We start from the raw sequence: 24,478 nt of genomic DNA on the forward strand, positions 1-24,478 counted from the left end.
TGCGGGACCCGTCCACACGGTCTTGATGTTGGTGAATTCGTGCAGGCCGAGGGCTCCGAGCTCGCGGCCGTAGCCCGATTCCTTGGTGCCGCCAAACGGCAGGCGCGGGTCGGACGCCACCATGCCGTTGACGAACACGGCGCCGGCGTCGATCTGGCGCGTGAGCTGGCGTGCGCGGTCGAGGTCGGACGTCCAGAGCGCCGCACCCAGGCCGAAGGGCGTGCCGTTGGCCACGCGCACGGCTTCGTCCGCATCGGCCACGCGCAGGATGGCGGCGGCAGGGCCAAAGGTTTCTTCGCTGGCGGCGGTCATGGTGGGGGCGACGTGGTCGAGCACCGTGGGTTCGTAGAAGGCGCCGGGCCCGGCCACGGGCTTGCCGCCCATCAGCAGTTTGGCGCCCTGTTGCACGCTGGCCTGCACCTGCGCGTGCAGTTCGTCGCGCAGGTTGCGCTTGGCCATGGCGCCTTGTGTGGTGCCGTCGGTCATCGGGTCACCCACCACCAGCTTGCGCGCGCCGGCCACGAAGGCTTCCACAAAACGGTCGGCCGCGGCGTGTTCGACGATGAAGCGCTTGGCCGCGATGCAGCTCTGCCCGGTGTTCTGGAAGCGCGCCTTGACGGCCACGGCGGCGGCCGCTTCCACGTCGGCATCGGCCAGCACGATGAAGGGGTCGGAGCCGCCGAGCTCCAGCACCTGCTTCTTGAGCGCGCGCCCGGCCTGCGACGCGATGCTGCGCCCGGCCGGCGTGGAGCCGGTGAAGGTGACGGCGTGGATGCGGCGGTCGTCGATGAGGCGCGCCACCTCGCCCGAGCCCACCAGCAGCGTGGTGAACAGGCCCTTGGGCGCACCCGCGCGCTCGAACACGGCTTCGAGTGCCAGCGCGCATTGCGGCACGTTGCTCGCGTGCTTGAGCACCATGCCGTTGCCACCGGCGAGCACGGGCGCCGCTGCGCGCATGACCTGCCAGAAGGGGTAGTTCCAGGGCATGACGGCGAGCACGACGCCCAGCGGATCAAACACGATGCGGCTGTCGCTGGCGCTGCTGGCCACCACCTGGTCGGCCAGGAAGCGGGGGGCGGCATCGGCGTACACGTCGAAGTTCCAGGCGCACTTTTCCACTTCGCCCAGGCTCTCGGCCAGGGGCTTGCCCATCTCCAGCGTGGCCAGGGGCGCCATCTCGGCCTTCTGCTCACGCAGGGCTTGCGCCACGCGCTTGAGCAGGGCCATGCGCTCGGCCAGGGGCGTGCGTGCCCATTGGCGCTGGGCGCTGGCGGCGTCGTCGAGCTTTTTCTCGATGGCGGCTTCGTCGTGCGAGGGGAGTTCGGCCAGCACGGCGTCGGTGGCGGGGTTGAAGGAGGTGATCGTCATGCGAGGGCCATTTCTTGCAGGGGGGCGATGCCGAGGTCGGACGCCAGGGTGTGGAGGTCGGTCATCAGGCCGGCGGCAATCGGGATGCCCTGTTCGCGGTAGCGGCCGCGCTTCTCGTGGCTCTGCTCGCCGGGCAGCCAGATGCGGTCCACGCCCGGCAGGCGCTCGCTGTCGCGGATGTCGCGCACGAGCTTGTCGACCGCGCCCTTGAACACGGCGGGGTCGCCAAAGGCGGCGAGGTCGATCACCAGGATGGCCTGGCCGGTGTTGGTGGTGGTCTTGAAGTCGGCGTTGAAGTCGATCACGTCGCGGCCCATGGCCGCGCCGCCCAGCGTGCCCGCCAGCAGGCCGACGATGAGCGCCAGGCCGTAGCCCTTGTGGTCGCCAATGGGCAGCAGGAAGCCTTCGCCGGCGCGGTTGGGGTCCAGCAGGGGCTTGCCCTGGCGGTCGATCATCCAGCCCGGGGGCATCTGCTCGCCGCGCTTGGCCTTGGCCTTCACCTTGCCGTAGGCGGCCACGGTGGTGGCCATGTCGAGCACCACGGGGGGTTCTTCGTCGGTGGCAATGCCGGCAGCAATCGGGTTGGTCGAGAGCAGCATGTCCATGCCGCCCCAGGGCGGCAGGTGGTTGGCGTTGCCCACCGCGAAATACAGGCCCAGCATGTCGTGCTGCAGCGGGCGGCGTGCGTAGAGCGAAGCGGGCCCGGCGTGGTTGCTGTAGCGCGTGCCGACCCAGGCCACGCCACAGGTGCGCGCCTTCTCGATGGCGATGTCCACCGCGCGCGAGACCACGAGGTGGCCCATGCCGTTGTCGCCGTCGACCACGGCCATGGCCGCGCGCTCCTGCACGACGCGGATCTTGGGATGCTTGTTGATGCCGCCGGCCTGGATGCGCTTGATGTACTGGGGCAGGCGGATCACGCCGTGGCCGTCCGAGCCTTGCAGGTCGGCTTCGGCCATGAGGCTGGCCACTTGCCCGGCATCGGCCTCGGGCAAGCCCTGGCTGACAAAGGCCGACTGGATGAAGCGCTGCAGCGCTTCGACGGAGACATGGTTGGAGTTCATGGAAAGGGCGGTGTGGGTCGGGTTCGCGATCGGTTTCGGGGTTGAGCGCGGGGCGCTCAGTTGGCCGAAATGCCCTTGTCCTGAATCACCTTGCGGTAGAGCTCGTACTGCGCCTTGGTGGCGGTGCCGAACTCGGCCGCGGTGGTGCCGCGCGGCGTCACGCCGATGCCGATCAACTTCTCGCGCGTGGCGGGGTCGTTCACGGCGGTGCGCACCGCGTCGTTGAGCCGCTGCACGATCTCGGGCGGCGTGCCGGCCGGCGCGACCATGGCGAACCACGAGTTGAAGGTGAAGTTGGGCATGCCGCTTTCCTGGAAGGTCGGCACGTTGGGGTACTGCGCCAGCCGCTGCGGCGTGGAGACCGCCAGCAGGCGCAGCTTGCCGCCCTGGATGAGCGAGGTCACGGTGCCCAGGCCCTGCATGGATACGTCCACTTCGCCCGCGGCCACGGCCACGGCGGCGGGCGTGGCGCCCTTGTAGGGCACGTGCACCACGTCGATCTGTGCGCGGTCCATGATGAGTGCCATGCCGATGTGCTGCGGGCTGCCGTTGCCGCCGCTGCCGTAGTTCAGCTTGCCGGGCGCGGCCTTGGCGGCGGCGAGGAAGTCGGCCAGCGTGCGGTAGGGCGACTCGGCCTTGACGACCAGGCCCCACTCGATCGTGCCCACCAGCGAGACGGGCACGAAGTCGGTGAGGGCGTTCCAGGGCATCTTGGGCACCAGGTGCGGCACCATGGTGAGCACGCTGTCGTTGAAGCCGCCGATGGTGTAGCCGTCGGGGGTGGAGCGCGCGAGGCGCTCGGCGCCGGTCACGCCGGCCGCGCCGGCGATGTTCTCCACCGCGAAGCCCTGGCCCAGGGTCTCGCCCATCTTCTGGGTGACCACGCGCGCGGCGTTGTCCACCGCGCTGCCGGCGGCCAGCGGAATGATCATCTTGATGGGCTTGTTGGGGTAACCCTGCGCCTGGGCGGCCAGGGGCAGGGCGAGCAGGGTGGCGAGCGCCAGGCGGCTCAGCAGTTTCATGGCTTGTCTCCGTGTTGTCGTGAACAGCGCTGAGCGTACGCAGCGCCCCCGGCCATGTCTAATGCTGTATTCGCGCGCTGCCATATCACTTTGATATTGATCGGCCTGCGCATCGGTGCCATCATCCTGGCGCCATGAACCTGAAAACCCTTCGCTATTTCATTGCGGTTGCCGACAGCGGCAGCCTGACCGCAGCGGCTGCTGCGATACCGATTGCGCAACCCGCGCTCACCCGCCAGATGCGCGATCTGGAGGAGGAGATGGGCGTGCAGCTGCTGCAGCGCCTGCCGCGCGGTGTGCGCCTCACACCGGCGGGCGTGACGCTGTACGAGTCGGCCCAGCGCATCCTGTCCGAGACGGCGCGGCTGGAGCGCCGGCTCGCGCACAGCCAGGAAAAAGTGCGCGCGCCGGTGGTGCTGGGCGCATCGCCCACGCTGGCGCGGCTGCTGCTGCCGCGCCTGCTCGAGAGCTGCATCGACGCCATGGACGAGCTGGAATTGCGCGCCCGCGAGGCCTTCACGCCGGCACTGCTCGACTGGCTGGAGCGCGGCATGATCGACATGGCCGTGCTCACCAACCCGGAACCCGGGCGTTCGCTGTCGTTTCAGCCCTTGCTGGGCGAACCCTTTGCGCTGGTGTCGCATGCGCAGATGCGCATTGGTCCGGTGGTGTCGGTGACGCAGCTCGCGCGCATTCCGCTGCTCATGACCAGCCTGCACCGCAGCCTGGTGGACCGCCAGCTCGCCAGCCTGGGCAAGTCGCTGCAGGTGCGCGCCGAGATCGATTCGGTCGACTCGATCCGCGAGCTGGTGATGCGCGGGCGCTGGGCCACGATCATGCCGGTGTCGGTGTTTCGCGGCGACCCGCAAGCGCAGCCGCTGGTGATGTCCGAAATTTCGGGCGTGCAGCTCAACCGCTTGCTGGTGCTGGCCACCCGCATCGACCCACGCCCCAATCCCTCGCTCTCGCTGGTGCACGAACTGGTGGTGGCCGAGTTCTCGCGCATGGAGCGCCTGGGCATCTTCAGCTTTGCCGCGGGCGACGCGAACGCTGCCGTGCCGCTGGAGGGCGCGCCGTCCAGCCGTCGATGAAGTGCCCGTGTGCGCCGCCATCGCGGTCTACCCGAGGAAGCGCAGCAGCTCGCGGTTGAACGCGTCGGGCTGCTCCAGGTTGCTCAGGTGCGCTGCATCGGGCAGCACCACGAGCTGTGCACCGGGCCACGCTTGCGCGATCTGCCGCGAGAGCGCCACGGGTGTGGCGTGGTCCTGCTCGCCCACCATCACCAGCGCGGGGTGCGTGAGGCCGGGCAGTCGGTCAAGTGTGTTCAGTCCGCAAATGGCGCTGCAGCATGCGGCATAGCCTTCGGCGGGTGTGGCGGCGATCTGTGCGCCCACTTGCTCCAGCGTCTGCGGATCGCGCGCGGCAAAGGCGGGGGTGAACCAGCGCCCCAGCGTGCCGTCCACCAGCGCCTGCATGCCCTCGCGGCGCGCCAGCGCGGCGCGCTCGGTCCACATGGCCTGGCCGGTGGGCGGCACCACGGCGTTGGTGTCGGCCAGCACCACGCGGTCGAGCCGCTCGGGGTGGCGCAGCGCCAGCACCTGGCCGATCATGCCGCCCAGCGACAGGCCCACCCAGTGCGTGCGCGCCACGCCCAAGTGCGCCAGCAGCGCCTGCGCGTCGTCGGCCAGCCCTTCCAGCGAATAAGGGCCGGGCGTCACACCGCTCTGGCCGTGGCCGCGAATGTCGTACGCCAGCACGGTGTGGCGGGCCGCCAGCGCCTGCACCTGCGGGGCCCACATGGCGTGGCTGGCGCCCAAGGCGTGCGCCAGCGTGACCCACGGGCCACTGCCGCACACCGTGGCGTGCACTTCGATGTCGCGCAGTGGCACGCGGATGGTGTTCATCGGCGCGCTCATGTGGCGCTCGCCACGGCGGCGCTCGACGTGGTGCGCTCCCGGGCAATGGCCGCGTTCACGCGCGGCATCACCTCGTTGGCAAACAGCTCCATCGAGCGGCGGCCCAGCGCGGGGTCCATCCAGTCGTGGCAGGCGTACACGAGGTTGCCGAAGTCGCCCACCTGTTCGCGGAACGCGAGGATCTGGTCGACCACCGAATTCACCGTGCCAGCCAGCACCAGGCGCTGCGTCACGTAGTCGGGCGTGATGTCGCTGTCGGGCATGGCCGGGTCGGTCTTGAAGAGGTTGCCGCGCCCGCCGCCGGTGACGAGCTTGCGCACCAGTTGCTTGAAGTAGAAGTGGTACGGCCCGCCCGCCTCCAGTGCGTAGCGCCGTGCGGTCGCTTCGTCGTCGGCCACGAAGATGCTCTTGGCCACGCGCCAGTCGGCCGGGTCGGCCACAGCGCCCACGGCGGTGCGCCCCTCCACGTATTTGGGCCAGTGGGTCTTGACCCATTCGGGCATGAGGAAGTTGGCCGACAGCGGCGTCCAGCCGCGCTTGGCCATCTCGGCCACGCCCTGCGAAAACGGCGCCACCGCCGTGCCCACGATGGGCGGGTGCGGCAGCTGGAAGGGCTTCATGATCACGCCCTGGCCGTACTCCACCGCCATCGTGTCTTTCACCGACACGTTCCAGAATTTGCCTTCGATGTTGTAAGGCGGCTCGGACGACCAGATCTTCAGCACCGAGTTGATGCACTCGACAAACATGGCGTTGCGGTCGTTGCGCAGGTTGCCGTACACCTCCGCGTCGGACATGAGGCCGCCGGGGCTGATGCCCAGGATGAACCGGCCCTTGGCGAGGTGGTCCATCATCGCGGCCTGCGCAGCCACCGTGGCCGGATGCGAGTTGGGCAGGTTCAGCGTGCCGCTGCCCAGCTTGATCTGCTGCGTTTCGCCAATCAGCGTGGCCAGAAACAGCAGGCTGGAGGTGACCGGCTCGGCCGAGTCCGTGACGTGCTCGCCGACAAAGGCTTCGCTGAAGCCCAGGCGGTCGGCCAGGATCACGGCCTGGCGGTCTTCCTGCAGGGTTTCGGTCACGCTGCGCCCGGGCGGGTGCAGCGGCATCATGAAGGTGCTGTATTTCATGGGGGGTCCGGTGGTGGGGTGAACGGAATCTCAGGCTGCGCTCTGCGCGAGGCTCACGCCTTGGGCATAGCGGCCCTGACAGAAGAGCAGGCCCGCGCTGGGGCGGTGTTGGTAGGCCTGCACGCGGCCGAGGTACAGGATGTGGTCGCCGACCTCGTGGCGCTGCTCGGTCTGGCACTCAAACACGGCGGCGCACCCTTCGAGAACCGGCAGGCCGTGCCCGCCGGGCGCGTGCGCGACACCGCGGAATTTTTCGGGCACCGGGCTGGCGAAGCGCTGCGAGAGCGGCATCTGGTCGAGCGTGAGCACGTGGATCACGAATCGGCCACAGGTATCGAACGCCGGCAGGCTTGGCGATGCCTTGCGCAGGCTCCAGAGCACGATGGGCGGCTCCAGCGACACCGAGTTGAACGAGTTGGCCGTGACCCCCACCGGACGCGCGTCGGCATCCAGCGTGGTGACCACCGTAACGCCGGTGCCGAATGCACTCAAGGCCTGGCGCAAGTCGCGCGAATCGAAGGCCGCGGCGTTCGCGACAAGCTGCTTTTGCAGTTCGTTGTTGATCATGTGATTACTTTAACGTGATCAAGTGATCTACAAATATCGGGGAAAACCCGAGCCGGATGGCGCGAAGCGCATGCGGCGCCGAAAGCGGTTAAAGCGGGGTGGTGGCGGGCAGGATGGCCGCCACTGGCGTGGCGGGCGCCTGGCCCACGATGCGCGGCAGCATGGCGCGCGCACCGATGAGGAAATGCTCGATCGTCATGGCGATCAGGTCGTCCAGCGGGTCTTCCACCGGCACGTCAAAGATCCACTGGCGCTGGCCGAAATAGAACACCCGCGCGTTGATGCTCCAGATCAGTTCCAGCTCCATCGTGCTCAAGGGCACTTCGGTCACCGATGGCAGGCCGAATTCGTGCCGCAGCTCAATGGCCAGCGGCTCCAGGATGCGCCGGCGCAGGATGGTGAGGTACTTGCGGTTGATGTCCTCGCCGCGCAAGCCGGAAAACATGAAGATGCGCACCCAGTCGCGCGTGAGCGCGGCCTTGCTGTACTCGATGTACATGCGGGTGAGCCGCTCTTGAATGGGCACGCTGCGGTCCTGGATGGTGGTCTCCCAGAAAGGGTTCCACCGCCCCATGTAGACCACCTCGTACACGCGGTTGATCAGGGCTTCCTTGTTGGGGAAGTATTTGTAGAGCAGCGACTGGGTGACGCCGAGCCGCTTGGCCAGCTCCCGCGTGTCACCGCCAAACCCGACCTCGGCAAAGAAGCGCACGGCTTCCTGCGTGATGTGGGCTTCGCGCTCGGCGGCGCTCAGTCGTTTGGCGCTGGTGGTGGTTTTGCGGGTGGCCAAAGGGTGGCTCGTGTTCAGGGCTGGGGAACGCTGACCAGCGTGCGCTGGCGGACGGACGTCATGATAGCTTCGAGCGCGGCCACGTTGGCCAGCATCTCCCGGGGCGTGACGGGGTAGGGCGCCACACCGCGCACCGCGCGGGCAAAGGCCTCCAGGTTCAGTCGCACAGAGGGCGCTGGCTCGGCAAAGCGGCGCGTCTGGGTCTGCCCGCGCAGGGTGGTGGTGATGTCCCAGCCGGTGGGTTTTTCGGGGTGGGTGCGGTCGCGGATTTCCACCCAGCCCTTGGAGCCATACACGGCAAAGCGCCCTTCGAAAGGGGTGGCGAGCACGGCGCTGATCATGGCGTTGGCGCCGTTGGAAAAGCCCATCATGATGCCCAGCGTGTCACCGTTGGCGAAGTCCGAACCCAGCGTGGCCAGGCGCGCCCACAGCGTTTCGCAGGGGCCCAGGATGGCGATGCTCAGGTCCACCAGATGGATGCCCGTGGCCGTGAGCGGGCCCACCGGCGCAAGGGTGTTCGAGAGGCGCCAGTTGTCCTTGGGCAGGGCCAGAAATTTGTCCTGGCTGAAGTTGGCCTCGATCTGCAGCACCTCCCCCAGTTCGCCGGACGCGATCAGCTCGCGCAGCGCCACCACCTCGGGCTCAAAGCGCCGCTCATGGCCGATGCCGAGCACGCGTTGCCCGCGTTCGCAAGCGGCCACCGCGGCGCGTGCGTCTTCCAGCGTGAGGCACAGCGGCTTTTCGCAGAACACATGCAAGCCGGCCTCGGCGGCGGCCACGATTTGCTGCGCATGCTGGGGATGCGGCGTGCACAGGATGACAGCTTCCACGTCGGCTTGTGCGAGCAGTGCGGCTGGGTCGCCGTGCAGCACAACGCCTTGCAAGAGCGGGTCCGAGGCCATGGCGGCGAGCGCCTCGGGCTGGATTTCAGCCACGCCTGCGAGCTGCAAAACCGGCGTTGCCGCGAGCTGCGCAGCGATGGTTTTGCCCCACCAGCCATAGCCCAGCAGGCCGATGCGCACGGGGGTGTCGGGGTGGGTTGAGTGGGGTCGGCTGGCGGTGGTATTCACGAAATGTCTCCTCGTTTTTGGATGTTGTGTTTAAACTATTTTAGCGATTTACAACAATTAGGAGATCAAATGAGCACCAAAAAAGCCGCGGCAACCGCTGCCCCGTCCCCCCGTCGCCGTCGCACAGGTACAGGCACCGGCACCGGCGCCACATCCACCCCCGCCGCCCCCGTCGCCACGGCGCAAGCACGTCAGCGCGTGGGCGTGCTTGGTCTGGGCATCATGGGTTCGGCCATGGCCCACAACCTGCGCCGCGACGGCTTCGAGGTCTGGGGCTACGACCCCAGCCCCGCCGCGCGCAAGGCCTTGAAGGCCATGGGCGGCACGGTCTGCAAGAGCGCAGCCGATGTGGCCGGACGGGTCGACGCGGTGATCACGTCCTTGCCCAGCGCGGCCGCGCTGTTTGATGCGGCGCGCGATCTCGCCGCCGGCGCAGCGCGTGGCCTGATCGTGATCGAGACCAGCACGCTGGACATTGAAGACAAGCGCCAGGCGCGTGACGCCCTGCAAAAGGCGGGTGTTGTGTTGCTGGACTGCCCGCTCTCGGGCACCGGCGCGCAGGCGGCGTTGAAGGATCTCACCATTTACGCCAGCGGCCCGGCTGCCGCCATCCGCAAGGTGGAGCCGGTGTTCAAGGGTTTCACCAGCGCGCAGTTCAATCTGGGTGCCTTCGGCAACGGCATGAAGATGAAGCTGATGGCCAACCTGCTGGTGGCGATCCACAACGTGTCCACGGCAGAGGCGCTGCTGCTGGGTCAGCGCTGGGGTATCGCGCCCAGCACGGCTGTGAAGGTGCTGGCGGGCGGCGCGGGGGGCTCGCGCATGTTGCAGGTGCGCGGCCCGCAGATGGAGAACGAAGGCTGGAAGACGGTGACGATGAAGATCGCCGTCTGGCAAAAAGACATGAAGCTCATCGCCGCAGCCCTGAAAGAGGCGGGCGTGCCTGCGCCTTTGTTCGCCGCCACCGTGCCGCTGTACGACGCCGCCATGGGCATGGGCCACGGCCTGCACGACACCGCAGCGGTGTTCGATGTGCTTGATCGCATGTCGCGTCCTGCGACCTGAAGACCGCTTACCGGAGCCACCCATGGGCATTTCACTCAATCATTTTTCGATCCGCACCACGGATCTCGCCGCGACACGCGCCTTCTATGTGGACCTGCTGGGGCTGCAGGAAGGGCCGCGCCCCGAGTTTCCCTTTCCGGGGTACTGGCTCTACCAGGGCCCCAAGGAGGCCTTCGCCAACGCCGCCGTGCACGTGATCGGTATCGACCCCAACGACCGCTCGGGCCTGGAAGGCTATCTGGGCGAGCGCAACGAGGCCTCCCTCAAGGGCAGCGGCGCGGTCGACCATGTGGCCTTCTTCGCCACCGATCTCGCGGGCATGCTGCAGCGCTTGCGGGCCGCCGGCGTGGAGCCGCGCGAGCGCACGGTGCCCGGCGTGGGGCTGCACCAGCTGTTTCTCGACGATCCCAGCGGTGTGGTCGTCGAGCTCAATTACCCGGTGGCCGAGAAGCAGGCGCTGGACCGGCCACCTGCGCCCTGAACATCAAGGAGACAGCACATGGCTCGCATCTGTGTGGTGGGGGGATCGTTGGGCGGCTTGTTCGCGGCCAACGTTCTGCACCGCGACGGTCACGACGTGACCGTGCTGGAGAAAGTGCGCGGCTCGATGAACGGCCGAGGCGCCGGCATCGTGTCGCACGACGCGCTCGAGGCGGCGCTGGGAAGGGCGGGCCTGCAGGCCGATGCGTCGCTGGGTGTGGCCGTGCCGGGGCGCGTCATGCTGCGCAGCGACGGCAGCACCGACACCCTGCTGGACATGCCGCAGGTCCTCACATCCTGGAGCCGCCTGTACCAGCTGTTGCTGGCGGCGTTCCCTGCGGAGCGTTACCTGCAGGGCACTTCGGTGACGCGCGTGCAGGAACATCCCGACGGTGTGACGGTGCATGCCGAGCGCGACGGACAGGCGCAGCAGTGGCAGGGCGATCTGGTCGTGGCCAGCGACGGTATCCGCTCCGTGGTGCGGCAGCAATACTTTGCACAGGCCCAGCCGCGCTACGCTGGCTACGTCGCCTGGCGTGGCGTGTGCGAAGAGTCGGTGCTGTCGCAGCACACCCTGTCCACGCTGTTCCCGCGTTTCGGCTTTTGCATGACCGACACCGAGCAGATCATTGGCTATCCCGTGGCTGGCCCGGGCAACGACCTGACCCCCGGCCGCCGGGCCTACAACTTCGTCTGGTACCGCCCCGTGGCAGCCGGCGACGCACTGGCCCGTCTCATGACCGATGCCGATGGCGTGCACCACCCCCTGGGCGTGCCGCCCAACCGCGTGTCGTGGCGGCACATTGCTCAGGCCCGGCAAGATGCCCAGCGCTTGCTCGCGCCCCAGTTCGCCGAGGTCATCGAGAAGACCGCACAGCCCTTTTTCCAACCCATCTTCGATCTGCAGTCCGACCAGTTGTGCGCGGGCCGCGTGGCCGTCATGGGCGACGCCGCCTTCGTTGCCCGGCCCCACATCGGCATGGGCGTGACCAAGGCCGCCGAAGATGCCGTGGCCCTGGCCGATGCCCTGCAGCAGCACGGCGCCACGGGCGGGGCTCTGCAAGCGTATGAGAGTGCGCGGCTGCAGGCGGGCACAATGGCGGTAGCCCGGGCACGCTGGCTGGGTGGGTACATGGAACAGGCTTCCAACCCGGCCCAGGCGCCCGGTTGTGCCTCGCTGGGCGTGGCCGAAAGGGCGCATCAGACCCTGCACGAGACGGCCATCGACCTTGGCCGCTATGGACATCTCTCTGCATTTCAAACACCCCACGCATGAGCCACGACCGTTTGCCCCCCCTTGATCCCGCCAGTTGGTCTGCCGAGCAGCGGGCGTGCGCACAGGAGATCATTGCCGGACCACGCGGCGCCCTGATCGAGCCTTTCATTCCCCTGCTGCGCAGCCCGGAGCTCTGCGTGCACGCGCAGCGCATGGGCGAATACCTGCGTTACCGCAGCGCCATTGGCCTGCGGCTGTCCGAACTGGCCATCCTGTTGACCGCCCGTCACTGGAACCAGCAGGTCGAATGGTCCATCCACGCGCCCATTGCGCTGCGAGAGGGCATTTCGGCAGCGGTCATCGATGCGATCGCCGAACGCCGGGAGCCCCCGTTTGAGCGGGAGGACGAGCGTCTCGTCCATGCGGTGGTGCAGCAATCGCTGGTCGAACGCCAGGTGAACGACGCCACCTGGCAGGCAGCGATTCAGGCCTGGGGTGAACAAGGTGTGGTGGACCTGCTCGGCATCGCCGGGTACTACACCATGCTCTCTTTCATCATGACCGGCGCGCAGACCCCGCCGCCGCCCGACCGGGCGATGCGCCTGCCGCGCTGAACCTGATACGGCAACGGGGGAAAGGGGCGCCCCCGTATTGGCTAGAATGGCGGGTTGCCATGGCAGGCGGGCAACACCCTCTGGATCGTCCCCTGCGCATTGCAGGACAGGCAACTGCTGTCACTGCTCTCGTGCTTTCCCGGTGGTGTGAGCCGGGGTGACCGCCGAAGGCGGCTCGCCTCCAGATCGCGGTGGACGCTCGCCCGCCACACCATCGATGAAGACATTTTCGAGGCTCGGCCGGTTTGGCTGGCCGAACACCATCCCTTTGGAGAAACCCCATGACCGTGACCGTTGAAACCCTGGAAAAGCTGGAGCGCAAGATCACGCTGACGCTGCCCGCCGACGTGATTCAGAACGAAGTGTCCACCCGGCTCAAGCGCATCGCGCGCGACGTCAAGATGGACGGCTTCCGTCCCGGCAAGGTGCCGATGAACGTCGTGGCCCAGCGCTACGGCTACTCGGTGCACTACGAAGTCATGAACGACAAGGTCGGCGAAGCTTTCGCCAGTGCCGCCAACGAAGCGCAACTGCGTGTGGCCGGTCAGCCCAAGATCACCGAGAAGGAAGGCGCCCCTGAAGGCCAGCTGACCTTCGATGCGGTCTTTGAGGTGTATCCCGAAGTCAAGATCGAAGACCTGTCGACCGCCACGGTGGAAAAAGTGGCCGCAGAAGTGACCGACGCCGCCATCGACCGCACGCTCGACATCTTGCGCAAGCAGCGCCGCACGTTCGCCCAGCGCGCCCAGGATCAGGCGGCGCAGGACGGTGACCGCGCCACCATCGATTTCGCCGGCAAGATCGATGGCGAACCCTTCGAAGGCGGCAAGGCAGAAGCCTTCCAGTTCATCGTCGGCGACGGCCAGATGCTCAAAGAGTTCGAAGATGCCGTTCGTGGCATGAAAACCGGTGAGTCCAAGACCTTCCCGCTCGCTTTCCCGGCGGACTATCACGGCAAGGACGTCGCCGGCAAGACCGCCGACTTCCTCGTGACCGTCAACAAGCTGGAAGCCGCCAACCTGCCGGCCGTTGACGAAGCTTTTGCCAAGTCGCTCGGCATTGCCGACGGCACGGTGGAGGGCCTGCGTGCCGACATCCGCAAGAACCTGGAGCGTGAAGTCAAGTTCCGCCTGCAGGCCCGCAACAAGCAGGCCGTGATGGACGCCCTGGTGTCCAAGGCCGAGCTGGACCTGCCCAAGTCGGTCGTGCAGGCCGAGCTGGACCGCCTGGTGGAAGGCGCGCGCGCCGACCTCAAGCAGCGTGGCGTGAAAGATGCCGAGAAGGCCCCCATCCCTGAAGAGCTGTTCCGTCCGCAGGCCGAGCGCCGCGTGCGTCTGGGCCTCGTGGTGGCCGAGCTGGTCCGCGTGAACGAGCTGCATGCCAAGCCGGAGCAGATCAAGGCACACATCGAAGAACTCGCTGCTTCCTACGAGAAGCCGGCCGACGTGGTGCGCTGGTATCAAGGTGACAACCGCCGCATGGCCGAAGTCGAAGCCATCGTGATCGAGAACAACGTCACGGAATTCGTGCTGTCCAAGGCACAGGTGTCCGAGAAGGCTGTCAGCTTCGACGAGTTGATGGCACAGGCCTGATCCTGCCCTCGCGCAGGCCAAGAGCAGGGCGGAGCGATCCGCCCTTTCTTTTTCGCGTTTGCGCCCCACCTGTGACCGGCGGCCCTGCGGCTGTTCTGGTCTTGCCGGCAACCGCAGGAGGGGCCGGTCGGGTTGGTTACAGTAGTGTCACGGCAAGCATCAACACATGGAGAAACGCATGAGCGCAATGGACATTCAAGGTTTGGGCATGGTGCCCATGGTCATCGAGCAGTCGGGGCGCGGCGAGCGTGCGTACGACATCTACTCGCGCCTGCTCAAGGAGCGCGTGATTTTTCTGGTGGGTCCGGTGAATGACCAGTCGGCCAACCTTGTGGTGGCTCAGTTGTTGTTCCTGGAGAGCGAAAACCCGGACAAGGACATTTCGTTCTACATCAATTCACCTGGCGGCTCGGTCAGCGCCGGCATGGCGATTTACGACACGATGAACTTCATCAAGTCCGATGTCTCCACGCTCTGCGTCGGCATGGCCGCCAGCATGGGCGCGTTCCTGCTGGCCGCGGGCGCCAAGGGCAAGCGCTTTGCCTTGCCCAACTCCAAGGTGATGATTCACCAGCCGCTGGGCGGCACCCAGGGCCAGGCCACCGAAATCGAGATTCACGCCCGTGAAATCCTCAAAACCCGGGAGCAGCTCAACAAGATCCTGGCCGAGCGCACGGGTCAACCCCTGGAAAAGATCGAGCGCGACACCGAGCGCGATTACTACCTGTCGGCCGCCGAGTCGGCCGAATACGGGCTCATCGACAAGGTGATCGACAAGCGCCCAGGCACAGCCTGAGGCCTCCCTAACCCCGCAAACGGCACCCAAACGGGCTCTTTTCGCCCGTTTGGCCTTCCCGGGGCTTGAACTATCATTGTTTCCACCGCCTTACACCGATCTCCCAGACCCTATGGCCGACAAAAAAGCCACCGCCAGTGAAAAAGCGCTCTACTGCTCGTTTTGCGGCAAGAGCCAGCACGAGGTCAAGAAGCTGATCGCCGGGCCTTCGGTGTTCATCTGTGACGAATGCATTGACCTGTGCAACGACATCATTCGTGATGAATTGCCCGGGCTCGAGTCGGTGAAAACCTCTGGCGACGAGGTCCCCACGCCAGCGCAGCTCAAGTCCAACCTGGACAATTACGTGATTGGCCAGCAGCCTGCCAAGCGTGCGCTGGCCGTGGCCGTCTACAACCACTACAAGCGCCTGCGCCACAAGATCAACGCCCGCAAGGACGATGTCGAGCTGGCCAAAAGCAACATCCTCCTGATCGGCCCGACAGGATCCGGCAAGACGCTGCTCGCGCAGACCATGGCGCGCATGCTCAATGTGCCGTTCGTCATGGCCGACGCGACCACGCTGACGGAAGCCGGTTACGTGGGTGAGGATGTGGAAAACATCGTTGCCAAGCTGCTGCAGAGCTGCAATTACGACGTTGAGCGGGCGCAGCAGGGCATTGTTTACATCGACGAGATCGACAAGATCACACGCAAGTCGGACAACCCGTCCATCACACGTGATGTGTCAGGTGAGGGTGTGCAGCAGGCGTTGTTGAAGTTGATCGAAGGCACCATGGCCTCGGTGCCTCCCCAGGGTGGCCGAAAGCACCCCAACCAGGACTTCCTGCAGGTCGACACCACCAACATCCTCTTCATTTGTGGTGGCGCCTTCGCAGGTCTTGAAAAGATCATCGAGAACCGCACCGAGGCCTCGGGCATCGGTTTTGGCGCTGTCGTCAAGAGCAAGCAGCAGCGCAGTGTGACCGAGGCCTTCAAGGAAATCGAGCCGGAAGACCTGATCAAGTTTGGCTTGATTCCGGAGCTGGTCGGGCGTGTCCCTGTGATCGCCGCACTGTCGGAGCTGAGCGAGGACGCTCTGGTGGAAATCCTCACCGAACCCAAAAATGCGGTGGTCAAACAGTTCTCTCGCTTGCTGGCAATGGAAGGCGCGGAACTCGAAGTGCGCCCTGCGGCGCTCAAGGCCATTGCTCGCAAGGCACTCGCGCGCAAAACAGGTGCCCGTGGCTTGCGGTCCATCCTCGAAAACGCGCTGATCGACACCATGTTCGATCTGCCAGGCATGAGCAATGTGGAGAAGGTGGTGGTCGACGAGTCGACCATCGAAGAGAACAAAGCGCCGTTGTTGGTCTATCGCGAGGCTGCAAAACAGGCCTGATGACCTGTTTTGTGGGCAACCGTCCCACCAACCCCGTCATGGATGCGTCCGGTTGAGATCGCTCGCTCCGACCCCACTTACCCGTTTTAGTCGAGGTTGAAATGTCCGGACAGACTCCCCTTCCCAGTACACCGGTCGAACTGCCACTGCTGCCTCTGCGCGACGTGGTGGTGTTTCCCCACATGGTCATTCCACTGTTCGTGGGACGCCCCAAAAGCATCAAGGCGCTGGAGTCGGCCATGGAGTCCGAGCGTCGGATCATGCTCGTTGCGCAGAAAGCCGCCGCAAAGGACGAGCCGTCCACCGAAGACATGTTCGAGATGGGCTGTGTGGCCACCATTCTGCAGATGCTCAAGCTGCCCGACGGCACGGTGAAGGTGTTGGTCGAAGGCGTGCAGCGCGCCAAGGTGCTTGATATCCGTGATGGCGAAAGCCACTTCATCGCCAGCGTGAGTCCGGTCGACCCCTCGGTGGAACGCGCCGACACCCAGTCCAACGAACTCGAGGCCCTGCGTCGCGCGGTCATGCAGCAGTTTGACCAGTACGTCAAACTGAACAAGAAAATTCCCTCGGAGATCCTGACCTCGATCTCCAGCATTGACGATCCGGGCCGCCTTGCGGACACCATCGCAGCGCATCTGCCTCTGAAGCTCGAGTCCAAGCAGGTGGTACTGGATCTTGATCCGGTCAACAAGCGCCTGGAAAACTTGTTTGAGCAGCTCGAGCGCGAAGTCGACATCCTCAATGTGGACAAGAAGATCCGTGGACGCGTGAAGCGTCAGATGGAGAAGAATCAGCGCGACTTTTATCTCAACGAACAAGTCAAGGCGATCCAGAAAGAGCTGGGTGAAGGCGAAGAGGGCGCTGACATCGAGGAGATCGAGAAGAAGATCAAGGCCGCCAAGATGCCTGCCGAGGCGCGCAAGAAGGCTGACGCCGAGTTCAAGAAGCTCAAGCTGATGTCGCCCATGTCGGCCGAAGCGACGGTGGTGCGGAACTACATCGATGTATTGGTCGGTCTGCCCTGGAGCAAAAAGACCAAGATCAAGCACGACCTTGCCCATGCCGAAGCGGTGCTCAACGAGGACCACTACGGGCTGGAGAAGGTCAAGGACCGCATTCTTGAATATCTCGCGGTTCAGCAACGGGTGGACAAGGTCAAGGCGCCGATCCTTTGCCTGGTGGGGCCACCCGGCGTGGGCAAGACCTCGCTGGGCCAATCGGTCGCCAAGGCCACTGGCCGCAAATACGTTCGCATGGCACTGGGTGGCATGCGTGACGAAGCGGAGATCCGCGGACACCGTCGTACCTATATCGGCGCGATGCCGGGCAAGGTGCTGCAAAGCCTGAACAAGGTAGGTACGCGCAACCCGTTGTTTCTGCTGGACGAAATCGACAAACTGGGCACCGACTTCCGCGGCGATCCCTCGAGTGCGTTGCTCGAAGTGCTCGACCCCGAACAAAACCACACTTTCGGTGACCACTATGTGGAGGTCGACTTCGACTTGTCCGACGTGATGTTCGTGGCGACGTCCAACTCGATGAACATCCCGCCAGCGCTGCTGGACCGCATGGAGGTGATTCGCCTCTCTGGTTACACAGAGGACGAGAAAACCAACATTGCCATTCGCTATCTGTTGCCCAAGCAACTCAAGAACAACGGCATTCGCGAAGGCGAACTGGAAGTGCACGACGACGCCGTGCGCGACATTGTTCGCTACTACACGCGGGAAGCCGGTGTGCGCTCGCTGGAGCGCGAACTCTCAAAGATCTGCCGCAAGGTTGTGAAAGGGCTTCTGCTCAAGAAGTACCAGCCCACCGTGGTGATCAGCGCCGAGAACCTGAGCGAGTTCCTCGGGGTGCGCAAGTACAGCTACGGGCGCGCAGAAGCCCAGAATCAGGTGGGACAAGTCGTTGGCTTGGCCTGGACCGAGGTCGGTGGCGACCTGCTGACCATTGAGGTGGCCACCATGCCTGGCAAGGGCATCATCACGCGCACAGGTTCACTGGGCGATGTGATGAAGGAATCGGTGGAAGCTGCTCGCACGGTCGTGCGCAGCCGGGCGCGGATGTTGGGCATCAGGGACGAGCAGTTCGACAAGCGCGACATTCACATCCACGTGCCAGACGGCGCCACGCCCAAGGATGGCCCCAGTGCAGGTGCGGCGATGACCACGGCATTGGTGTCTTCGATCACGGGCATTCCGGTCCGTGCAGACGTGGCCATGACGGGCGAGATCACCTTGCGCGGCGAAGTCACGGCGATCGGTGGCTTGAAGGAAAAGCTGCTGGCGGCGCTGCGTGGCGGCATCAAGACCGTGATCATTCCTGAAGAGAACGTCAAGGACCTCGCAGAGATTCCCGACAACGTGAAGCAGGGGCTTGAGATCGTGCCGGTGAAATGGATCGACAAGGTCCTGTCCATCGCGCTTGAACGGCAGCCAGTTCCGCTCACCGAGGAAGAGGTTGCTGCGCAAATTGCGGCGGCGAGCGTGAGCAAGCCAGTGTCGACTTCCGACGCCATGAAGCACTGAGCAAAAAAATGCGGTGCACTTGAAAACACCGCATTTTTTAGGCTAGAATCATGGTTTCCGACGAACACATCGGAAATGCGAAAGAAATGCGGGAATAGCTCAGTTGGTAGAGCGCAACCTTGCCAAGGTTGAGGTCGCGAGTTCGAGTCTCGTTTCCCGCTCCAGATTCAAAAAGGGAAGCTCTGCTTCCCTTTTTTGTCAGAGTTGCTGATTGGTGTGTTTCAACACCGACGCAGATGGCGCGATAGCAAAGCGGTTATGCCCCGGATTGCAAATCCGGTTAGTCCGGTTCGACTCCGGATCGCGCCTCCAGACAGCACATGGGCCCCGCCAGCGTCGCGCTGCCGGGGCCTCTTTTTTTCAACCTGCGACAATTCACCGCAGCCTCGATGGTGAAATGGGTAGACACAGCGGACTTAAAATCTGTTTTGTCAAGTCCTTCTTGCTTGCGCCAACGGGCCAGAAGGCCAATAGTGACAACGGTTTGCGAGCGTCCATGATGCAGCTTCATAGCTTGGCTTGACGGTCAGGAGCCAGCTAGGCGCCAGTAGATGGAGGTAGGTGTTTCCAGCGCATTGCACGCTACGCCCGAGTGGTGAAATCGGTAGACACAAGGGACTTGAACAATTTGAGCCTTCGGGGGGAAACGCCCGGAGTGAAGCCCGTCAAAATCGGCGAAAGCCCTGGATGCTTCTGCACCCGAGCCAACGCCGAGCCAAGCCCAAGCAACAGTTTGGGAAGGTGTAGAGAGCAGACGGCGGGCACCTACGGCCGCAAGGCTATGGTGAAGGCGTGCTCCAGACCACGAACAGCGCATGCGCGTTGGCGGCGAAAGTCGAAGTGGTAAGAAAATCCCTCGACCTTACGGTCATGCCGGTTCGATTCCGGCCTCGGGCACCAATCTAGAGCCGCCCCTGTTCACGCAGGGGCGGCTTTTCCGTTCTTGGGCTGCGTGCGCTTGAAGCCTCGATCCCCAGCCATGAATGCCTCCAGCATGTGCGGGATCAGCGTCGCGGCATCGACCGCTTCGCCATACGACTGCGCGTGCAGCGCGGCATAGCGGTCGAGGTCGGCTTTCAGGCTGGCCGGGCACGCGAATGTCAGCTTGACGCTCTCGGTCTTGGGCAGCGGCCCGAGCCGCAGCTTCTTGGTCGTGCTCATTGCGAAGCTCCCCGGTTGAAGAACAGCGGCTGATAGGGCCGCAGCACGAGATCCCGGTTAACGATGACTCGCACCGGCAAGCCGGGGCGCGCCGTCAACGTCGGCTGTATGTTCATGTTGCGCCGGGTGATCTCCTGGCCGACCTGGTTGATGCTGTCCTGGGCGCTGTCACGGCCGGCGATGACGATGCGGTTGCCGTTCTGGCGGTTATCAGGCGCGGCCAGCTCGGCGCCGACGCCCAGCAGCGTCGTCAGCACAGCGCCCGCGACGATGCGATTCCAATGCCAGTTCACATCGTCTTCCAGGCCGGCGTAACCGGCCGGGTCGGTGCCGACAAGGTTGTCGAGCGTGAGCGAGGACGTGTCGGGCAGGATGATCCGGTTCCACACTACCTGTACGCGGCTCTGCCCGTAGCTGACCTGGCTGTTGTAGCGCCCGAGGATGCGCGATCCCTGCGGGATCAGCAGGAACTTGCCTGTGGCCGTGTCAAAGACCGGCTCTGTCACCGTGGCGATCACGTCGCCCGGCAAGTCTGATTTGATGCCCGTGACCAAGGCGCCAGCGATCACCGTTCCGGCCATCACCTGATAGGGCGACGCCGGCAGCGCCAAGTTGCCGGAGTTGCGGGTTTCCGTAGCGCCGCCTTTCAGGAACGCCTCCTTCTGGTCTTGCCGGTTCTGCACGGCAGTCGGGTCGGCAGGCTGGGCCGCCGTCGAGGCCGGCCCGCCGGCGAGCGGATCGAAGGCCGCGAGCGTGCTTGCTGCGCCAGGCGCCACCGGCGCTGCCTGCGCCACCGTGGCTGCACGTTGGCCACCCGAGCGGAAGAACACCGACGAAGCCGCCGCTGCATCGGCCTCCTTGCGCAAGGCATCCTCGGGATCATGGCCCGGTGGCGCATATGCTGGCGTCACGGGCTGCTGCGAGTTGACGATGGCGGGGCCAAGATCGCCCGGCAGCGGCGGCCCCAATTCGGGTAACTTCGGCGGCAGCTTCGAGTAGTCCGCCGGCAGGCCATCCAGACCTTCGGACTTCGACACGCGCTCGACGTTGTAAAGCTCGGTCTGCTCACTGGCCGCGCGCCGCGGGGGCTGCAGCGACCAAATCGTGGCGCCGAGCACGGCGACCGATAGGCCGCCAACGAGGATGGCCAGCGTGCGCCGGTTCAGGCGTGTGACCGGGCGCGGCTGGGCGCGCAGCGCCACCGCCTCCGGTGCGACCTTGTCCGCCTGCGGCGTGGCGAGGTCGGGGGTGTCGTCCTGGCTCATGGTCAGTTCCTCCGCGCGACGCCGTCCGTGCGCTTGATCCGCACCACGTCGCCCTTGTCACCGCCCAGGCGCAGTTCGGCCGCGCCGAACAGCCGATCCACGATGTAGTACGGCGAGCGGAAGCGGTAATTGACCAGTTGCCCGTCGCCTTCCGGCCCGATCACGAACAGCGGCGGCAGCTCGCCTTGCGCGATGCCGGCGGGGAACTGGATATAGACCTTCTGCCCGTCGTCGAAGGCGCGCAGCGGCTTCCACGGCGGATTACTGCCGCTGACCGCGTAGCGGAAGCGCAGGTTCTCCAACGACAAGCCGGAATCCACCGGCGCGACTGCGCTGGCCGCCTGCGCCTGGCGCTGCAAGGCCAGCATCCGGTCGCGCGGATATTCCCAGGACGCCGACGCCATCCACGTCTTTTCCGTCGAGGCCAGCTCCAACAGGTACGTCCTGCGGCTGGTGGTGATGACAAGATTGGTCCTGAGGCCCGAGCGGATCGGCTTAACGAGCACGTTCACGCGCAACTCGGCACCGCGTCCGCTGGACGTGTCGCCCACGATCCAGCGCACGGTATCTCCGGCGGCGACCGTCACCAGCTCCTCGCCCGGCTGGAGCGAAACCACGGTCACGCGGCCCACGGCCGCATAGACCTGATACAGCGCGCCGTCGGTGAACGGCCACACCTGAATCGCGTTGACGTAGCCCTCGCGCGTAGGTGCGACGCGGGCCTCGGCATTGGCGCGCGAGACGCGCACCTTCTCGTCTGCCGGCTCCGGCATGGGCTTGGCGTCCTCGGCTTCGGGCAACGGCTTCAACTGCGCCGGCATCGGCAGCACCTCGGGCACGGCCACCACCTCCACCGGCGCAGGAGGTTCTGGCAGCGGCTGGGCAAGCACCGGCTCATCGAGCGAGATCACGGGCGGCGGCTTGCCCTGCGTGGCGCAGCCCGAAAACAAGGCGGTGGATGCAAGCAGGATCACTGGCAAAGCGGATTTACGGAGAAGATCATTCATGGCTTGGCTCCTTCGGAAGAATCCAGCTCGCGGCTCCACGACAGACCATTGACGTAGATGCCCAAGGGATTGCGGCGCAGGCGTTCTTCGGTGCGTGGTAGCTGGAGCACGATGGTCACCACGGCCGTCCACCGCTCCAGCCCGGCCGCGGCGCCGTTGACGTAGCGGCGTTCCGTCCAGCGCACGTTGAACGAGGTGTTGCTGGCTCGCACGACGCTGGTGATATGCACCGTCACCGACTCCTTGCCGATGCGTGCGAACGGATCGTTCACACGCGCGTAGTCGTTGAGCACCGCTGCGCCCTTGTCGGTCGTGTAGTCGTAGGCGTCCAGCCAGTTCTGGCGGACGACGATGGGGTCGATGGACAGCGAGCGCACCAGCGTCACAAAGCGCGCGATGTAGTACGCCTGCTGCGCATCAGTGGGCCGGTACGACGTGGCGGCCTCGCCCACGGCGCGGACCTGGCCCGCGTTGTCCACCTCCACGACGTAGGGCGTCACGATGGACTGCGCCGAGCGCCACACCAGGCCGCCAGCCATCAGCAGCGCGAGCGTCAGGCAGCCGAAGGCCATCAGCCGCCAGTTCTTCGCCTGCACGCGCGGCGAGCCGATACGGTCGTCCCACACCTGGCCGGCGGCTTGGTACGGCGTGGCAGGTTGCGGCGTGTCGGCATAGCGCACCTGCGGCTTCTTGAATCGCATGGTCAGTTCTCCTTATGAATCGCTTTATTCGTCGGAGCCGCGCAGGCTCGGCCCCTGGCCGGAGCCGCCGCCATCGCCACCGCGCAGCGTGTGGGCGGTGGTGGTCGCGGCGTGGGTGAGTTGCTGGCGGCGATGCAGGCGCTTGGCCCAAGCGGGCCGTTCCTGTGTCTGCGCCGTAGCGGCGCCGGATGCGGCCTCGCCTGCGGCACCCTGACCGAATGCCGCGCCCGCGCCACCATCGGCAGCAGCGCCATTCCAGCCAGCGTGGAAGGGAGCGGCCATGCGTTGCCCGGCAGCGGAAGCGCGGGATGCAGCGCCTCGCCCGGCCGCCCGCGCGCCGGTCTTGGCGACGTTGCCCAGGCCCGCCATCGCGCCCTTTGCGCCGCCGCCAGCGGCGGCGGAACCGGCCTGAAACGCCGACTTCGCACTGCTGGCCGCCGACGTAGCGGCGCGCGCACCGCTACCGGCCAGCTTGGCGGCAGCCGGGGCCATGCGCGCACCAGCAGCCACGGCGCCACCCACGCCCGTCGCGGCGGCGCCGATGGCGACGGCCGTGCCGGCAGCGCCGACAGCAGCACCGGCCATTGCGCCAGCGCCGAGCTGCGGCGCACCGGAGACGAGGCCCGTGGCGATGCCGGGGCCGAAGATCCCGAGCGCCAGCAAGGTGAGCGAGGCCAGCATGATGACCAGCGCGTGGTCGATGGACGGCTCGGCAGGATGGACTTGGAACTGAGCGAACAAGCCTGAGCCGATACCGACGATCACGGCCAGCACCAGCACCTTGACGCCGGAGGCCACCACGTTGCCCAAGACCTTCTCGGCGAGGAACGCGGTCTTGTTCCAGAGCGCGAACGGCACCAACACGAATCCGGCGAGCGTGGTCAGCTTGAACTCGATCAGCGTGATGAACAGTTGGATCGCCAGCACGAAGAAGCACAAGACCACGACCAGCCACGCGAGGAACATCACCACGATGGGGTCGAGGTTCACAAACACTTCGGGAAAGCCCGCCATCTCGCCGATCTGCTCCAGAATCGGCGCCCCGGCGTCGATGCCGGTTTTCGCCAGCCGGCCCGGCTGCAAGAAGTTCTCCATCGTGATGGCCGAGCCGGTGGCTGTGATGCCCAATCCCGCAAACGAGCGGAACACGATGCTGGCCAGCCAGTTGAAGTTATTGATGATGTAGGCGAAGGCACCGACGTAGAGCACCTTGCGCAGCAGCTTGGCGATCACGTCCTCGCCCTGGCCGGTGGCATGGCTCATGGCCCAATACAGGCCGGCGATCGTCATGTCGATGACGATCAGCGTGGCCGTGAGGAACGCCACTTCGCCCCGCAGCAGCCCGAAACCCGAGTCGATATAAGCGGCAAAGGTGTTGAGGAATTGGTCGATGATGGTCACGTCATTCATGGCGTGTCCTTCGGTTCGGCGGGAACGGCCGGCGCCATGCCATCGGCCGGTTCCTCGAAGCTCGGCGGGATCGGCGGCAGGTCGGCCAGCGTCTGGTATTCATCCGGCCCAGCCTGGCCGGAGAAGAAGCGCCGCCGGAAGGCTTCGGCGGCGGCGCGGCAAGCGTCCTCGCCCGTGGCCTGCCGGTCGTCCGCGCATTGCGCGCGCAATGCCTTGAGCCGCAAGGGATCGGCGGCCAAGGCATCGGCAAGGTGGTCAGCCGGCTGTTCGCTGCAAGCGGCCAGCAGCGCAGCAAGTACCAGAACAGACGGGACGAGGACGCATCGCATAGCGGC

Annotated in this window: 23 protein-coding genes and 2 tRNA genes; 11 read left to right on the forward strand and 14 right to left on the reverse strand. The window is 65.7% G+C overall.

Features of this window, described 5'->3' with window-relative positions; all coding sequences use genetic code 11:
* From KXJ60_RS13355 to KXJ60_RS13365, 3 genes are all read right to left on the reverse strand, one after another.
* A partial coding sequence (locus tag KXJ60_RS13355; protein ID WP_291128352.1) for an NAD-dependent succinate-semialdehyde dehydrogenase occupies positions 1–1,368 on the reverse strand: 1,368 nt, incomplete at its 3' end.
* Complete coding sequence (locus tag KXJ60_RS13360; protein WP_291128355.1) at positions 1,365–2,432, reverse strand: Ldh family oxidoreductase; 1,068 nt, start codon at positions 2,430–2,432, stop codon at positions 1,365–1,367. The genes KXJ60_RS13355 and KXJ60_RS13360, both read right to left, overlap by 4 nt.
* Positions 2,433–2,488: 56 nt before the next feature.
* Positions 2,489–3,454, reverse strand: a complete 966-nt coding sequence (locus tag KXJ60_RS13365; RefSeq protein ID WP_291128357.1) for a tripartite tricarboxylate transporter substrate binding protein — start codon at positions 3,452–3,454, stop codon at positions 2,489–2,491.
* A 134-nt stretch (positions 3,455–3,588) separates the two neighbouring features.
* On the opposite strand from KXJ60_RS13365, the gene KXJ60_RS13370 reads away from it, so the two are divergent.
* Entirely contained in the window at positions 3,589–4,545 is a 957-nt protein-coding gene (locus tag KXJ60_RS13370; RefSeq protein ID WP_291128360.1) for a LysR substrate-binding domain-containing protein, read from the forward strand.
* Positions 4,546–4,572: 27 nt separating this feature from the next.
* Here KXJ60_RS13370 and pcaD read toward each other — a convergent pair whose 3' ends face one another.
* The 5 genes from pcaD to KXJ60_RS13395 form a co-directional block, all read right to left on the reverse strand.
* Positions 4,573–5,358, reverse strand: a complete 786-nt coding sequence (gene pcaD, locus KXJ60_RS13375; protein WP_291128362.1) for a 3-oxoadipate enol-lactonase — start codon at positions 5,356–5,358, stop codon at positions 4,573–4,575.
* Between the two features lie 8 nt (positions 5,359–5,366).
* Positions 5,367–6,497, reverse strand: coding sequence for an LLM class flavin-dependent oxidoreductase (locus KXJ60_RS13380; RefSeq protein WP_291128365.1), 1,131 nt, complete (start codon positions 6,495–6,497; stop codon positions 5,367–5,369).
* A 30-nt stretch (positions 6,498–6,527) separates the two neighbouring features.
* Positions 6,528–7,064 (reverse strand): flavin reductase family protein, encoded by a 537-nt coding sequence (locus KXJ60_RS13385; protein ID WP_291128368.1) that lies wholly within the window; start codon positions 7,062–7,064, stop codon positions 6,528–6,530.
* Between the two features lie 88 nt (positions 7,065–7,152).
* Positions 7,153–7,854: a TetR/AcrR family transcriptional regulator gene (locus tag KXJ60_RS13390; protein WP_291128373.1), complete on the reverse strand. Its 702-nt coding sequence runs from the start codon at positions 7,852–7,854 to the stop codon at positions 7,153–7,155.
* A gap of 14 nt (positions 7,855–7,868) precedes the next feature.
* The gene (locus KXJ60_RS13395) at positions 7,869–8,924 is read right to left on the reverse strand and encodes a Gfo/Idh/MocA family oxidoreductase (protein ID WP_291128376.1); all 1,056 of its coding nucleotides are present in this window, start codon (positions 8,922–8,924) and stop codon (positions 7,869–7,871) included.
* Between the two features lie 69 nt (positions 8,925–8,993).
* Here KXJ60_RS13395 and KXJ60_RS13400 point away from each other — a divergent pair, with 69 nt between their 5' ends.
* The 10 genes from KXJ60_RS13400 (at position 8,994) to KXJ60_RS13445 (ending at position 18,911) form a co-directional block, all read left to right on the forward strand.
* Entirely contained in the window at positions 8,994–9,989 is a 996-nt protein-coding gene (locus KXJ60_RS13400; RefSeq protein ID WP_291128379.1) for an NAD(P)-dependent oxidoreductase, read from the forward strand.
* Positions 9,990–10,011: 22 nt separating this feature from the next.
* Positions 10,012–10,470 (forward strand): VOC family protein, encoded by a 459-nt coding sequence (locus KXJ60_RS13405; protein WP_291128384.1) that lies wholly within the window; start codon positions 10,012–10,014, stop codon positions 10,468–10,470.
* A gap of 18 nt (positions 10,471–10,488) precedes the next feature.
* Positions 10,489–11,745 carry an FAD-dependent monooxygenase gene (locus KXJ60_RS13410; protein WP_291128386.1) on the forward strand — a complete coding sequence of 419 codons (1,257 nt, stop codon included), beginning with the start codon at positions 10,489–10,491 and terminating at the stop codon, positions 11,743–11,745.
* The gene (locus KXJ60_RS13415; RefSeq protein WP_291128388.1) at positions 11,742–12,299 is read left to right on the forward strand and encodes a carboxymuconolactone decarboxylase family protein; all 558 of its coding nucleotides are present in this window, start codon (positions 11,742–11,744) and stop codon (positions 12,297–12,299) included. The genes KXJ60_RS13410 and KXJ60_RS13415 overlap by 4 nt, the downstream gene beginning before the upstream one ends.
* A gap of 281 nt (positions 12,300–12,580) precedes the next feature.
* Positions 12,581–13,891 carry a trigger factor gene (tig, locus tag KXJ60_RS13420; protein ID WP_291128393.1) on the forward strand — a complete coding sequence of 437 codons (1,311 nt, stop codon included), beginning with the start codon at positions 12,581–12,583 and terminating at the stop codon, positions 13,889–13,891.
* Positions 13,892–14,069: 178 nt separating this feature from the next.
* Positions 14,070–14,687 carry an ATP-dependent Clp endopeptidase proteolytic subunit ClpP gene (gene clpP, locus KXJ60_RS13425; protein ID WP_291128394.1) on the forward strand — a complete coding sequence of 206 codons (618 nt, stop codon included), beginning with the start codon at positions 14,070–14,072 and terminating at the stop codon, positions 14,685–14,687.
* 112 nt (positions 14,688–14,799) lie between these two features.
* Positions 14,800–16,065 carry an ATP-dependent Clp protease ATP-binding subunit ClpX gene (clpX, locus tag KXJ60_RS13430; protein ID WP_291128397.1) on the forward strand — a complete coding sequence of 422 codons (1,266 nt, stop codon included), beginning with the start codon at positions 14,800–14,802 and terminating at the stop codon, positions 16,063–16,065.
* A 101-nt stretch (positions 16,066–16,166) separates the two neighbouring features.
* Positions 16,167–18,599: an endopeptidase La gene (gene lon, locus KXJ60_RS13435; RefSeq protein WP_291128399.1), complete on the forward strand. Its 2,433-nt coding sequence runs from the start codon at positions 16,167–16,169 to the stop codon at positions 18,597–18,599.
* Between the two features lie 88 nt (positions 18,600–18,687).
* A tRNA-Gly gene (locus tag KXJ60_RS13440) sits at positions 18,688–18,763 on the forward strand.
* A gap of 74 nt (positions 18,764–18,837) precedes the next feature.
* Positions 18,838–18,911: transfer RNA gene (locus KXJ60_RS13445), tRNA-Cys, on the forward strand.
* Positions 18,912–19,517: 606 nt separating this feature from the next.
* On the opposite strand, the gene KXJ60_RS13450 is transcribed toward KXJ60_RS13445, so the two are convergent.
* Genes KXJ60_RS13450 through KXJ60_RS13475 form a run of 6 tightly spaced genes read right to left on the reverse strand, consistent with a single transcriptional unit; the run spans position 19,518 to position 24,472 of the window.
* Entirely contained in the window at positions 19,518–19,760 is a 243-nt protein-coding gene (locus KXJ60_RS13450; protein ID WP_056581693.1) for a DUF2274 domain-containing protein, read from the reverse strand.
* Entirely contained in the window at positions 19,757–21,025 is a 1,269-nt protein-coding gene (locus KXJ60_RS13455) for a TrbI/VirB10 family protein (protein WP_056581690.1), read from the reverse strand. The genes KXJ60_RS13450 and KXJ60_RS13455 overlap by 4 nt, the downstream gene beginning before the upstream one ends.
* Before the next feature lie 2 nt (positions 21,026–21,027).
* A complete protein-coding gene (gene trbG / locus KXJ60_RS13460; protein WP_056581687.1) occupies positions 21,028–22,032 on the reverse strand; it encodes a P-type conjugative transfer protein TrbG in 1,005 nt (334 codons plus the stop codon).
* Complete coding sequence (trbF, locus tag KXJ60_RS13465; RefSeq protein ID WP_066116900.1) at positions 22,029–22,733, reverse strand: conjugal transfer protein TrbF; 705 nt, start codon at positions 22,731–22,733, stop codon at positions 22,029–22,031. Before trbF ends, trbG begins: the two co-directional genes overlap by 4 nt.
* 24 nt (positions 22,734–22,757) lie before the next feature.
* Entirely contained in the window at positions 22,758–24,143 is a 1,386-nt protein-coding gene (gene trbL / locus KXJ60_RS13470; protein WP_056581682.1) for a P-type conjugative transfer protein TrbL, read from the reverse strand.
* A complete protein-coding gene (locus KXJ60_RS13475) occupies positions 24,140–24,472 on the reverse strand; it encodes an EexN family lipoprotein (RefSeq protein WP_056581679.1) in 333 nt (110 codons plus the stop codon). Before KXJ60_RS13475 ends, trbL begins: the two co-directional genes overlap by 4 nt.
* Between the last annotated feature and the right edge of the window lie 6 nt (positions 24,473–24,478).

Source organism: Hydrogenophaga sp. (assembly GCF_019264445.1).
In the GTDB taxonomy this organism is placed as follows: domain Bacteria; phylum Pseudomonadota; class Gammaproteobacteria; order Burkholderiales; family Burkholderiaceae_C; genus Hydrogenophaga.